This is a genomic window from Ewingella americana, assembly GCF_006438725.1.
GTDB lineage: Bacteria > Pseudomonadota > Gammaproteobacteria > Enterobacterales > Enterobacteriaceae > Ewingella > Ewingella americana_A.
This window is the reverse complement of the sequence record NZ_RCZD01000001.1, coordinates 18,334-32,519: the sequence shown is the minus strand read 5'-3', so window position 1 is coordinate 32,519 and position 14,186 is coordinate 18,334. Positions and strand designations below refer to the sequence as shown.

At 54.5% G+C, this 14,186-nt stretch carries 9 protein-coding genes; all 9 read left to right on the top strand.

The window, feature by feature from the left end; translation table 11 throughout:
• Positions 1-144 precede the first annotated feature (144 nt).
• The gene (locus EAH77_RS00130) at positions 145-3,921 is read left to right on the top strand and encodes a nitrate reductase subunit alpha (RefSeq protein ID WP_140469787.1); all 3,777 of its coding nucleotides are present in this window, start codon (positions 145-147) and stop codon (positions 3,919-3,921) included.
• Positions 3,918-5,453 (top strand): nitrate reductase subunit beta, encoded by a 1,536-nt coding sequence (gene narH, locus EAH77_RS00125; RefSeq protein ID WP_140469786.1) that lies wholly within the window; start codon positions 3,918-3,920, stop codon positions 5,451-5,453. Before EAH77_RS00130 ends, narH begins: the two co-directional genes overlap by 4 nt.
• Positions 5,453-6,175, top strand: coding sequence for a nitrate reductase molybdenum cofactor assembly chaperone (narJ, locus tag EAH77_RS00120; RefSeq protein ID WP_140469785.1), 723 nt, complete (start codon positions 5,453-5,455; stop codon positions 6,173-6,175). Before narH ends, narJ begins: the two co-directional genes overlap by 1 nt.
• Positions 6,172-6,852 carry a respiratory nitrate reductase subunit gamma gene (narI, locus tag EAH77_RS00115; RefSeq protein ID WP_140469784.1) on the top strand — a complete coding sequence of 227 codons (681 nt, stop codon included), beginning with the start codon at positions 6,172-6,174 and terminating at the stop codon, positions 6,850-6,852. The genes narJ and narI overlap by 4 nt, the downstream gene beginning before the upstream one ends.
• Before the next feature lie 90 nt (positions 6,853-6,942).
• A complete protein-coding gene (locus tag EAH77_RS00110) occupies positions 6,943-7,173 on the top strand; it encodes a hypothetical protein (RefSeq protein WP_140469783.1) in 231 nt (76 codons plus the stop codon).
• 1,082 nt (positions 7,174-8,255) lie between these two features.
• Positions 8,256-9,968: an ABC transporter ATP-binding protein gene (locus tag EAH77_RS00105; RefSeq protein WP_140470320.1), complete on the top strand. Its 1,713-nt coding sequence runs from the start codon at positions 8,256-8,258 to the stop codon at positions 9,966-9,968.
• A 792-nt stretch (positions 9,969-10,760) separates the two neighbouring features.
• On the top strand, positions 10,761-11,870 hold the full coding sequence (locus EAH77_RS00100) for a porin (RefSeq protein ID WP_277752530.1): 1,110 nt from the start codon (positions 10,761-10,763) through the stop codon (positions 11,868-11,870).
• A 282-nt stretch (positions 11,871-12,152) separates the two neighbouring features.
• Positions 12,153-13,163, top strand: a complete 1,011-nt coding sequence (gene dgcN / locus EAH77_RS00095) for an N-acetyltransferase DgcN (protein ID WP_140469782.1) — start codon at positions 12,153-12,155, stop codon at positions 13,161-13,163.
• A complete protein-coding gene (gene dgcA, locus EAH77_RS00090) occupies positions 13,163-14,128 on the top strand; it encodes an N-acetyl-D-Glu racemase DgcA (protein WP_140469781.1) in 966 nt (321 codons plus the stop codon). Before dgcN ends, dgcA begins: the two co-directional genes overlap by 1 nt.
• Positions 14,129-14,186: the final 58 nt, after the last annotated feature.

Here is a 14,186-nt window from a genome sequence, read left to right as displayed (position 1 = left end):
GCGTGACGTTGATCGCAATCAATTAGCCGCTACCCCGCACTGATTACCCTCGCAGTTACGTTGAGTACCAAGAGCAATGTCGACATTCCCCGCTTTACACCATAACGACAGTACGCTTCAGGCGGCTGCACAGGAGAGTCCCGGATGAGCAAGTTTCTTGACCGGTTTCGCTATTTTAAAACCTTAGCTGAACCCTTTGCCGACGGCCACGGCCAGACGCTGAATACCAATCGTGACTGGGAAGACGGTTATCGCAGCCGCTGGCAGCATGACAAAGTGGTGCGTTCCACCCATGGCGTTAACTGCACCGGCTCCTGTAGCTGGAAAATCTACGTCAAGAATGGCCTGGTCACCTGGGAAACCCAGCAAACTGACTATCCGCGCACCCGCCCTGATTTGCCGAACCATGAACCGCGCGGCTGCCCGCGTGGCGCAAGCTACTCCTGGTATCTTTACAGCGCCAACCGCCTGAAATATCCGCTGATGCGTAAGAAGCTGATTCAGCTGTGGCGCGAAGCCAGGCTGCAATTCAGCGATCCGGTGGATGCCTGGGGCTCGATTATCAGCCAGCCAGAAAAAGCCAAACAATATAAAACCGCACGCGGACGCGGCGGTTTTGTGCGTTCAAGCTGGCAGGAAGTGAATGAGCTGATTGCGGCTGCTAACGTCTACACTGCCAAAACCTTCGGCCCGGACCGCATCATCGGCTTCTCGCCAATTCCGGCCATGTCGATGGTCTCATATGCCGCCGGGGCGCGTTATCTCTCGCTGATTGGCGGCGTTTGCCTGAGCTTCTACGACTGGTACTGTGACCTGCCACCGGCCTCGCCGATGACCTGGGGTGAGCAGACCGACGTGCCGGAATCCGCCGACTGGTATAACTCTTCCTACATCATCGCCTGGGGTTCCAACGTTCCGCAGACCCGTACCCCGGACGCCCACTTCTTCACCGAAGTGCGTTACAAAGGCACCAAAACGGTTGCCATCACGCCGGACTATGCTGAAGTCGCCAAACTGTGCGACCACTGGCTAGCGCCGAAGCAGGGCACCGACAGCGCACTGGCGCTGGCGATGGGGCATGTGATCCTCAAGTCCTTCCACCTCGATAACCCGAGCCAATATTTCACCGACTACGTGCGCCGTTACACCGATATGCCGATGCTGGTGATGCTCGAAGAACGAGAAGAAGGCCACTACGCCGCAGGCCGTATGCTGCGTGCGTCTGATCTGGTGGATAACCTGGGTCAGGAAAATAACCCGCAGTGGAAAACCATCGCTATCGATGAAACCACTGGCGAACTGGTCTCGCCGCTCGGTTCCATCGGTTACCGCTGGGGCCAGAAGGGCCAGTGGAATCTGGAAGCCCGCGAAGGCAAAGATCAGCAGGAAGTCAGCCTGACGCTGAGCCTGATGGATAAGCACGACGACGTGGTTAACGTCGGTTTCCCCTACTTTGGTGGCGCGGTCAGCGAGCACTTCAACAGCGTCGCGCTGGAAGAAGTATTGCTGCACAAACTGCCGGTGAAACGCCTGCAACTGGCTGACGGCAGCACCGCGCTGGTCGCCAGCGTCTACGACCTGACCCTCGCCAACTATGGCGTCGAGCGCGGTCTGAATGACGAAAACTGCGCTAAAACCTTTGACGAAGTGAAAGCCTACAGCCCGGCCTGGGCGGAGCTGATCACCGGGGTTTCACAGCAAAACATCGTGCGTATCGCGACTGAATTCGCGGATAACGCCAACAAAACCCATGGTCGTTCGATGATCATCGTCGGTGCCGGTATGAACCACTGGTATCACATGGACATGAACTACCGTGGCCTGATCAATATGCTGGTCTTCTGCGGCTGCGTCGGTCAGAGCGGCGGCGGCTGGGCACACTATGTCGGCCAGGAAAAACTGCGTCCACAAACCGGCTGGCAGCCACTGGCCTTCGGCCTCGACTGGCAGCGCCCACCGCGTCATATGAACAGCACTTCGTTCTTCTATAACCACTCCAGCCAGTGGCGCTATGAAACCGTTGCGCCGCAGGAACTGCTGTCACCGCTGGCGGATAAATCCCAGTTCACCGGCAGCATGATCGACTTCAACGTGCGTGCTGAACGCATGGGGTGGTTGCCTTCTGCACCGCAGCTCAACGTCAACCCGCTGAATCTGGCCGAAATGGCCAAACAGGCCGGGAAAACGACGCAGGAATTCGCGGTCGACAGCCTGAAAGATGGCAGTCTGCGCTTTGCCGCAGAGCAGCCGGATAACCCGCAAAACTTCCCGCGCAACCTGTTTGTATGGCGCTCCAACCTGCTGGGCTCCTCCGGTAAAGGCCACGAATACATGCTGAAATATCTGCTGGGTACCGAACACGGTATTCAGGGAGAAGATCTCGGCGTGCAGGGTGGCATCATGCCGGAAGAGGTGGAATGGCAGGCACAGGGCGGCGAAGGCAAACTGGATCTGGTGGTGACGCTCGACTTCCGTATGTCCAGCACCTGTCTCTATTCTGACATCGTGTTGCCAACCGCGACCTGGTACGAAAAAGACGACATGAATACCTCGGATATGCATCCGTTTATTCACCCGCTGTCCGCCGCCGTTGACCCGGCGTGGGATTCAAAAAGCGACTGGGAAATCTACAAAGGCATCGCCAAAGAGTTCTCCCGCGTCTGCGTCGGCCATCTGGGCTTAGAAACCGATCTGGTGACTTTGCCGATTCAGCACGATTCCGCCGCTGAAATGGCCCAGCCATTTGGCGTGGAAGACTGGAAAAAAGGCCAATGTGAGCTGATTCCGGGTGTGACGGCACCCCATCTGATGGTGGTAGAGCGCGATTACCCGAATACTTACGAGCGTTTTACGTCCGTCGGTCCGCTGCTGGAAAAACTCGGCAACGGCGGAAAAGGCATTAGCTGGAATACTGACAGTGAAGTCGAACTGCTCAAAAAGCTGAATTACACCAAGCTGGATGGCGCAGCGAAGGGGCGTCCAAATATCGACACCGCCATCGACGCCGCCGAAGTGATTCTGACATTAGCACCGGAAACCAACGGTCAGGTTGCCGTGAAAGCCTGGGCGGCGCTCAGTGCCAACACTGGCCGCGACCATACGCATCTGGCACTGAATAAAGAAGACGAGAAAATCCGCTTCCGCGATATTCAGGCCCAGCCGCGCAAAATCATCTCCAGCCCGACCTGGTCAGGGCTGGAAGACGAGCACGTCTCTTATAACGCCTGTTACACCAACGTGCATGAGCTGATCCCATGGCGCACGCTGTCCGGCCGTCAGCAGCTTTATCAGGATCACGCGTGGATGCGTGCCTTCGGTGAAAGCCTGCTGGTTTACCGTCCGCCAATTGACACCCGCGCTGCGCAGCCGTTGCTCAACGCCAAGCCGAACGGCAACCCAGAGATGGCGCTGAACTTCCTGACGCCGCACCAGAAATGGGGCATTCACTCTACTTACAGTGACAACCTGCTGATGCTGACCTTAGGTCGCGGCGGCCCGATTGTCTGGCTGAGTGAAGAGGATGCCACCCGTCTGGGCATCGAAGACAACGACTGGATCGAAGCCTTCAATGCCAACGGTTCACTGAGCGCCCGTGCGGTGGTCAGCCAGCGCGTACCGGCGGGGATGACCATGATGTATCACGCGCAGGAACGCATCGTGAACATTCCGGGCTCTGAAATCAGCCAGCAGCGCGGCGGTATTCACAACTCCGTGACCCGCGTCTGCCCGAAACCGACCCACATGATCGGCGGCTATGCGCAGCTCTCTTACGGTTTCAACTATTACGGCACCGTGGGTTCCAACCGCGATGAGTTCGTGATTGTGCGCAAAATGAACCGTATCGACTGGTTGGACGATGAAGGCAACGACTACGTGCAGGCCGCAGTCCTCCCTAAAAAAGTACAGGAGAAAGCCAAATGAAAATTCGTTCACAAGTCGGCATGGTGCTGAATCTCGACAAATGCATTGGCTGCCACACCTGTTCCGTGACCTGTAAAAACGTCTGGACCAGCCGCGAAGGGATGGAGTACGCGTGGTTTAACAACGTGGAAACCAAACCGGGTCTGGGCTATCCGACCGACTGGGAAAATCAGCAAAAATGGAAGGGCGGCTGGATCCGCAAAATCAACGGCAAACTGCAGCCGCGCATGGGTAACAAAGTCAACCTGCTGCATAAAATCTTCGCCAATCCGCACATGCCGGAAATCGACGATTACTATGAGCCGTTTGATTTTGACTACCAGCATCTGCACACCGCGAAAGAGGGCAAACATCAGCCCGTGGCCCGTCCGCGCTCGCTGCTGACCGGCAAACGCATGAACAAAATCGTCGGCGGCCCGAACTGGGAAGACGATCTGGGTACGGAGTTCAGCAAACGTTCCGCTGACCAGAACTTTGCCAATATGCAAAAAGAGATGTACGGCGAATTCGAAAACACTTTCATGGCCTACCTGCCACGTCTGTGCGAACACTGCCTGAATCCGGCCTGTGTGGCGACCTGTCCGAGCGGCGCGATTTATAAACGCGGCGAAGACGGCATTGTGCTGATCGATCAGGACAAATGCCGCGGCTGGCGCATGTGCCTGACCGGCTGCCCGTACAAAAAAATCTACTTCAACTGGAAAAGCGGCAAATCAGAAAAATGCATTTTCTGTTATCCGCGTATCGAAGCCGGCCAGCCGACCGTCTGCTCCGAGACCTGCGTGGGCCGTATCCGTTATCTCGGCGTGGTGCTGTATGACGCCGATCGCATCGAACAGGCCGCTTCAGTAGAAAACGAGAAAGACCTGTACGAAAGCCAGATGAGCATTTTCCTCAATCCGAATGACCCGCAAGTGATTGCTCAGGCGGAAATCGACGGTATTCCCCTGTCCGTGATGGACGCCGCCCGTCAGTCGCCAGTCTACAAAATGGCGATTGAGTGGAAGCTGGCGCTGCCGCTGCACCCGGAATACCGCACGCTGCCGATGGTCTGGTACGTGCCGCCGCTGTCTCCGATTCAGTCCGCCGCCGACGCGGGCGCATTGCCGCACACCGGCGTACTGCCTGACGTCGAAAGCCTGCGCATTCCGGTGCAATATCTGGCGAACCTGCTGACTGCGGGTGACCCGGAGCCGGTGCTGCGGGCACTGAAACGCATGCTGGCGATGCGTCATTTCAAACGTGCTGAAACGGTCGATGGCGTGCTGGATACCAGCGCGCTGGAGCAAGTCGGTTTGAGCGAAGCCCAGGCGCAGGAGATGTACCGCTATCTGGCGATTGCCAACTACGAAGACCGTTTCGTGGTGCCTTCCAGCCACCGTGAACAGGCGCGTGAAGCCTTCCCGGAAGCTAAAGGCTGCGGTTTCAGCTTTGGCGACGGCTGCCACGGCAGCGACACCAAATTCAATCTGTTCAACAGTAAACGTATCGATGCCATCGACATCGGCGCGAAAACAGAAAGGAAAGGCTAATGAACAGTTTACGCATCCTGGGTTTGCTGCTCGATTACCCTGGCGAGTTGCTGTGGGATCACCAGAATGACCTGTTGGAAGCCATTGATGAGTCGGAAGAATTGACGACAGAACAGCGCCTGGATCTGGCGCTGTATGTGGCCGATTTCTGCCAGCAGGAACTGCTCGACGCGCAGTCGGCGTACACCGGCCTGTTTGACCGTGGCCGCGCGACGTCGCTGCTGCTGTTTGAACATGTGCATGGTGAATCACGGGATCGCGGCCAGGCGATGGTCGATTTACTCGACCAGTACCGCGCTGCCGGTCTGGAGATCGACAGTCGCGAATTGCCGGACTATCTGCCGCTCTACCTGGAATATTTATCTACGCTCAGCCGGGCTGAAGCCTGTAGTGGTCTGAACGATATCGCGCCAATCCTGGCTTTGCTCAGTGCCCGTTTACAGGAACGCAATAGCCATTACGCCGAACTGTTTGATCTGCTGCTGGCGCTGTCCGGTGCGAATATCGCTACGCAAACCGTGCGTGACAGTATCAAACAAGAAGCGCGTGATGACACACCCGCCGCGCTCGATGCGGTATGGGAAGAGGAGCAGATTAAGTTCCTCGGCGAGCAGAGTTGTGCGAGCGGTGATGAAGCCGCGCACCAGAAACGCTTCGCGGGTGCGGTTGCGCCACAGTATCTGAACCTTGATGACACACCTGCGGGGGAACCACGCAAATGACTGACTTCCTCAACAACTTCTTCTTCAATATTTACCCGTACCTGTGCGGCACGGTATTCCTGGTCGGCAGCTGGCTGCGTTATGACTACGGCCAGTACAGCTGGCGCGCCGGTTCCAGCCAGATTATGGAGAAAAAGATCCTGCGCATCGCCTCGCCGCTGTTCCACGTCGGTATTCTTGGTATTTTCGCTGGTCACGCCTTCGGGATGCTGACGCCACACTGGATGTATGAATCCTTCCTGCCGGTGCCGGTGAAACAGCAAATGGCGATGTGGGCGGGCGGTGCCTGCGGTGTGATGACGCTGATTGGCGGCGGCATGTTGCTGTGGCGCCGTCTGAGTAACGACCGCGTGCGGGCGACCTCCAGTTTCGGAGACATCATGATCATCGCATTGCTGGTGATTCAGTGTGCGCTGGGACTCAGCACCATTCCGTTCTCCGCTCAGCATATGGACGGCAGCGAAATGATGAAACTGGTGGGTTGGGCACAATCGGTGGTGACTTTCCACGGCGGTGCGGCTGCACATCTCGAGGGGGTGGCCTTTATCTTCCGCGTCCATCTGGTGCTCGGCATGACGTTGTTCCTGCTGTTCCCGTTCTGCCGTTTGGTGCATATCTGGAGCGCACCGGTGGAGTATCTCACCCGTCGTTACCAACTGGTGCGTAACCGCCGCTAACGGTTGCAGCACACGGCATTTTGACAAGAAACAGAAGGGCGCTATGATGCGCCCTTCGTTTTTTCCAAATTTGATCTCAAGGATGCCCCCATGGCCATTGAAAGAAAACCCTTCTCCCTGCCGCGCCGTTTACTGCGCAACAGTCTGATACTGATCGTCATTGGCATCGTTGCAGTGGTCCACGGTCTGATTGTCGGCAACAGCGATCCGTCAGTGGGTGAAATGCCACCGCAGTTTTTGCTGGGGATCTGGTTTATCGTTTTTGGGGCCATCCTCGGGTTGATTAGCTGGATCGTGATTCGGCGGAAGGCCAAGCAGTAGGTTTTTTAATTTCAAATTCAAACTCAAGGTCAAGACCTTGGGTTGCCACCCAAACCGGTTTTTTAAATTCAACGTCAAAACCGTGGGCCTGCTGCCCACACCCGCCCAGAAGGCGGCCAGTCGCCGCCGCCCTCTGGACTCCCGGGCTCTTTCATGGGACACCGCAGCTGCGCTGGTCACAACGGCCGTGTTTCAGGTATTTCTGTTATAGCCGCAAACTCCGCCGCTGCGCGGTGCTCTCCGTTCGGGCTTCAACCCGCGTAAAAAAACACGCGGTTTTACGCCTCTCACTCGACGTCGTTTTGAACGCGGCCGAGGCTTCTTTAAATTCAAACTCAAACTCAAACTCAAACTCAAACTCAAACTCAAACTCAAACTCAAACTCAAACTCAAGGTCAAGACTTTGGGTTGCCACCCAAACCGGCTTTTTAAATTCAACGTCAAAACCGTGGGCCTGCTGCCCACACCCGCCCAGAAGGCGGCCAGTCGCCGCCGCCCTCTGGACTCCCGGGCTCTTTCATGGGACACCGCAGCTGCGCTGGTCACAATGGCCGTGTTTCAGGTATTTCTGTTATAGCCGCAAACTCCGCCGCTGCGCGGTGCTCTCCGTTCGGGCTTCAACCCGCGTAAACCCCCACGCGGTTTTGCGCCTCTCCCTCGACGTCGTTTTGAACGCGGCCGAGGCTTTTCTAAAATCAAAATCCAGACTGTGTTTATCTTTTAAAATGTCGAGGCCGCATTCAAAAATGGCGCTGAGCAAGAGGTTCGAGACCTATGGCTCGAACCCGTAGCGAAGGGACCGCAACGCGGCGACATTTTGCGGCTATCACCAAGGTGCCTGAAACACGGCCATCCCAACTTGCGAAGCAACGGAGTCATTAGCGCAGGGTTCCAAGGGAGGCGCGCGCGTCTCCCTTGGTCGGTGTGGGCCGACGCCCACGGTTTTGAATTTGAAGTTGAAGTTGAAGTTGAAAGAAAGTTTCCAACGCTTTCCAAAGCGTTAAACCCCTTCCCGTTGATAACAGTTTTCATTTAGACTAGCGAACTTGCCCGCGCCCGGGCTATTCCACTGAGGATGCATGATGCTCCGCCGTTTCTTCTCTTATTACGCCCCCTATAAAAAACTGTTCTATCTTGATTTCGGCTGCGCGATCCTGGGCGGGTTGCTGGAGCTGGGCTTTCCGATGGCGATCAAAGTCTTCATCGATAAACTGCTGCCAGCCCATGACTTCGTGCTGATTCTGGCGGCGACCGTCGGTTTGCTGCTCATCTATATGCTCAACACCGGGTTGATGGCTATCGTCAACTACTGGGGGCATGCGCTGGGGGTCGGTATCGAGACGGATATGCGCCGTCAGGCATTCAGCCATTTACAGAAACTCTCTTTCCGTTATTACGACAACACCAAAACCGGTCACATCATTACTCACGTCACCAAGGATTTGGAAGAAGTGGGGGAAGTGGCACACCACGGGCCGGAAGATCTGTTTATCGCGATCATGACCTTTATCGGTGCGTTTATTCTGATGGCGACCGTGCATCTGCCGCTGGCGCTGATGACCATCATTATTGTGCCGTTCATGACATTCCTGGTCAGCCGCTATGGCGCGCAGATGACCGAAACCTGGCGGCGTCTGTTTGGTCAGGTGGGCAATTTCAACGCCCGAATTGAAGAGAGTATCGGCGGTATTCGCGTGGTTAAAGCCTTTGCCAACGAAGCCCATGAGGAAAAACTGTTCGCCTCAGACAACGACAACTATCGCACCACCAAGCTGAAAGCCTACCGCATCATGACCGCCAGCCTGACGCTGAGCTACCTGAGCACGCGCCTGATCCAGATTATCGTGATGATCGCCGGAACCTGGTACGTGGTGAACGGCCAACTGAGCTATGGCGGCTTTGTCGGCTTCCTGCTGTTGGTGGAAGTGTTCTTCCGCCCGGTGGCGAAAATCACCTCGGTACTGGAAAGTTATCCGAAAGGCATCGCCGGTTTTAAACGCTTTACCCAGCTGATTGATACCGCACCGGACATCGTTGACCGGCCGAATGCGCAGACCGTGACGCATTTGCGTGGTGATATCTGTTACCGCGATGTGGTGTTTGGTTATACCCCGGTCAGCAAAATTCTCAACGGCATCAATCTGGAGATTAAAGCGGGCGAGACGCTGGCGTTTGTCGGGCCATCGGGGGCCGGTAAAACCACGCTGTGTTCGCTGCTGCCGCGCTTTTACGAACTTGACAGCGGTTCTATTACCATCGACGGGATTGATATCCGCGATATGACCCAGGCATCGCTGCGCAATAACATCGGCATCGTGCAGCAGGACGTGTTCCTGTTTGGTGGCAGTATTCGGGAGAATATTGCTTACGGTAAACTGGATGCGACCGAAGCTGAGATCCGCGAGGCCGCGCGCCAGGCAAGGTTGGATGAAGTCATTGATGCGCTGCCGCTGGGCATGGACACGGTGATTGGTGAGCGGGGTGTGAAACTCTCAGGCGGGCAGAAACAGCGTCTGTCGATTGCGCGTATCTTCCTTAAGAACCCGCCGATCCTGATCCTCGATGAAGCCACCTCGGCGCTGGATACCGCCACCGAACAGGCAATTCAGCAGTCGCTGGCTGATTTATCCCAGGGGCGAACCACTCTGGTTATTGCTCACCGTCTGGCGACGATTCAGAACGCGGACCGTATCATCGTGGTAGATAAAGAAGGCATTATCGAGCAGGGTACTCACGAGGCGCTACTCGCTCTTCAGGGTCGCTACGCACAACTTCACGCCGCACAGTTCAGATAATCGTTTAGTCCGTTCATCACGCTTATCTATCCTCCTTATTAAAGGCCGCTTCTCTCCTGTAAAAATGAAGGTTTAATTTTTACAGGAGAGACGGGTATTTCACACAATATTGGCTCTCAACCTCCGCTATTTTCCCTCTTTATATAGCATGAAGAAAACACCATTATGAGTACCGTGAGTGGAAAACAATCAAAACGGGCAATGGGGAATGGATTTTTTTGATCAATTTAATAACCTTGGTAATTATTTTTGTGGGATGTATTTGTGGGATTTGGCTTATTAATCTCCAAATAAAAGAAACGGCGAAAAATGACGTAGTACAAAAAATAGGATTGTGGTGTTTTCTGTTTTTTGTATAAGAGAAAGTTATTTTAAATGCTTATCTTGCTATGCACTATTTAAATGCAGTACCACTATTCCGAGTATGTTTTTATTAACGATTGTTAACGACGAAAAACCCGGACAGAAAAGTGATCTCCATTACATTTCAGACATAGATTGAAACGTAAATTGCACCAAAAAAGTGCCTGGCACTGATCTGGTGCAATGCATTATGCGAAAAGCGCATATAAATAGGGGTTTATAGGCTTCATTTTGAAATATTTACTTACAAGTCTTTTCGTTAAATTGACCAAAACGTCCGAACTTTTCCATTTTAACTTTTTGTGCTTAGTGCTAAGGTTCAAATCGATTTACAGACAGACGCATTTAAAAACATTTTAAAACTCACAGCCCTATATTTAAAAGCGGGCATGAGAAATCCTTTATAAAAAAATCAAGGAAACTTAAATAATGATGAAGCGCAGTGTGTTGGCCGTAGTGGTCTCTTTAATTGTTGCATCCTCCGCAGCAAATGCGGCAGAAATTTATAATAAAGACGGCAATAAATTAGACTTATATGGTCGCGTAAATGGTAAGCACCAGTTCAGTGATAACACCGGTTCTGACGGTGATAAAACTTACGTGCGTTTCGGATTTAAAGGCGAAACTCAAATTAATGACCAACTGACCGGTTACGGCCAGTGGGAATATAACGTGCAGGCTAACCACGCTGAATCAGCAGGCACCGAAGGCACCAAAACGCGTCTGGGCTTCGCCGGTCTGAAAGTTAAAAACCTGGGTTCATTCGATTACGGCCGTAACTACGGTGTGGTGTATGACGCTATCGCATTCACCGATATGATGCCTGAATACGGCGGTGACACCGGTATTTCTGATAACTTCATGGTGGGTCGTTCTAACGGTCTGGCAACTTATCGTAACCAGAACTTCTTCGGTCTGGTTGAAGGCCTGAACTTTGCTCTGCAATATCAGGGCAAAAACGAAAATGACAGCTCCGATACCCGTACTCCGAATAAAGCGAATGGCGACGGTTACGGCGCATCACTGGATTATGAAAACATTGCAGGCACCGGTATCGGCGCTTCATTAGCCGGTTCTTCTTCTGACCGTACTAATGCTCAGACTGGCTCTGTTTACGGCAAAGGCGACAAAGCTTCTGCATGGGCAACCGGCCTGAAATACGACGCTAACCAGGTTTACCTGGCGGCAATGTATAACGAAACAAATAATCAAACGCCGATCACTGTCCCTGCTACGGGTGCAGTTGCAAAAACTGCGGGTTTTGCTAACAAAACCAAAGGCATTGAATTTGTTGCTCAGTACCAGTTCGAAAACGGCCTGCGTCCTTCTGTAGGTTATGTACAGTCTAAAGCGCAAGATATCGAAAACGGTATTGGTGATGCGGACCTGGTGAAATACTTTGAAGTTGGCGCAACGTACTACTTCAACAAAAACATGTACGTTTATGCTGACTACCTGATCAACCAACTGAAAGACGATAACGCGTTGAAACTGAATACCGACGACATCATGACCGTCGCTATGACCTATCGCTTCTAAGTTGACACCACGAGTTATTACCCGTTTCTGTGTCTGAAAATGGTAATCGCAAAGGCAGAGTTCATTGGCTCTGCCTTTTTTTATGCCTGTGTTTTGCTGTATTCCCCGCCGTATAAATGCCTAAAAACCCATTCCTGCTCAATGATTTATCTACCTATAACCTAAAGACATACCCCCTAACTAAACAAGTATTCGCAAGCGTTACCTCCACATGAAATAGTCTGTCTCACCGGTGACAAAAACCGGATCTGTTCCCTGACATTTTTTTGGAGAGAGACTGACATGCAACATATTCCCATGCCGTATCTGCTGTTCCTCGGTGATGTGATGGATCCGCTGGCGGCGAAAACGGCGCGTGGTATTTACGTCTGGCGTCCAGACGCCTGCGTGGGCCAAATCCGCCTGGCAGCGGACTCGGTATCCCTGGGTCTGGAAGAGATGGATATCGCGACCGCCAAAGCCCGTGGTGCAAAAACCATGGTACTCGGCACGGCGAACTCGGGTGGCAAGCTGCCTGCCCACTGGCTGGACTCGATCAAAACCGCCATCCGCGCCGGGTTGAATGTCGCCAACGGTTTGCATCAGGGCCTCAACGATATTCCTGAACTGGTGGAGCTTGCAAAAGCGCATCAGGTCGAACTGTTCGATGTGCGCCACATGCGCCCGGCGCTGGATACCGGCACCGGCATTAAGCGCAGCGGCAAACGTATTCTGACCGTTGGCACCGATTGCTCGGTGGGAAAAATGTACACCTCGCTGGCCCTCGAAGCCGCCATGCGTGAACTGGACCTCAATGCGGAATTTCGCGCAACCGGTCAGACCGGCGTGCTGGTGGCCGGGGCAGGTATCGCCATTGATGCGGTGATCGCAGACTTTATCTCCGGTGCGGTGGAAGCCCTTTCCCCGGCCAATGATGAACATCACTGGGACATCATCGAAGGTCAGGGGTCGCTGTATCACCCGTCGTTCGCCGGCGTCAGCATGGGGCTGATTCATGGTGCGCAGGCCCATCTGCTGGTGATGTGCCATGAACTGGGCCGCCCGCATATGCGTCATTTACCGCATCAACCGATGCCCACCCTGCGCCAGTGCGTGGAGACCAACCTGGCGGCCGCACAGCTGACCAGCCCGCAGGTAAAACTGGCCGGTTTCTCCCTCAATACCTCCGGCGTGAGTGAACAAGCCGCCAGGGCCGCACTGGCCGAGATCGCCGCTGAATTTGGCGTTCCGGCCACCGACCCGGTGCGCTTCGGTATTGAGGAAATGGCGCAGTGGATTAAGGACAACGGCTGATGATCACCATGACTTTTGAAACGCTGGAGTTACCCCTGGCCCGGCCTTTCGTGATTTCACGCAGCGCCCGCACGGCCGTCACCGTGGTGCGTGTGCATCTGACTGACGGCGAATATCGCGGGAGCGGTGAATGCACACCGACGCCGCATTATCAGGAGTCGGCAGAGAGCGTGACCGAACAACTGGTGTTGATCCAGCCACAAATAGAGCAGGGGTTAAGCCGCGAGGCACTGCAACAGGTTCTGCCACAAGGTTCAGCGCGCAATGCCCTCGACTGCGCGCTGTGGAAGTTGGATGCCGCACGCCAGGGAAAAACCGTCTGGCAACTTCTTGGCGTCACTCCTCCCGCGACGGTTGTCACCGCTGAAACGCTGAGTCTGGACACGCTGGAGAATATGGTGGCTGCCGCCACACAAGCGGTTGCCGGTGGCGCTAAGCTGCTGAAGATTAAACTGAACCGTGAGCAGATCATTGAGAAGGTCGCGGCAATCCGCAACGCGGCACCGCACGCCACGCTGGTGGTTGATGCCAATGAATCCTGGGCCGGGCTGGATCTGGAAAGTCTGTTCCATGCCTTACATGATTTCACTGTCGCGATGATCGAACAACCCCTGCCAGCCGGTAATGATCACGATCTGGTCCGTTGTTTGCACCCCATTCCGGTGTGTGCCGATGAAAGCTGCCATCAGCGTTCTGACATCGCCAAATTGCGTGATCGTTACGAGATGATCAACATCAAGCTGGATAAATGCGGTGGCCTGACCGAAGCGCTGGCCATGAGCACTGAGGCCAAAGCGCTGGGTCTGCGAGTGATGGTCGGCTGCATGCTGGGTTCGTCGATTGCCATGGAGGCCGCGCTGCCCGTCGCCGTGCAGGCAGAACGGGTCGATCTCGACGGGCCTATCTGGCTGGCTCAGGACGCCGAACCGGCATTGCGCTATCACCAGGGTGAAATCTGGTTGTAATTTCCCCTGACGTACCCTTAAGGAGACGCTTTTTGAAGACAGAACCGGCCACTCAAGA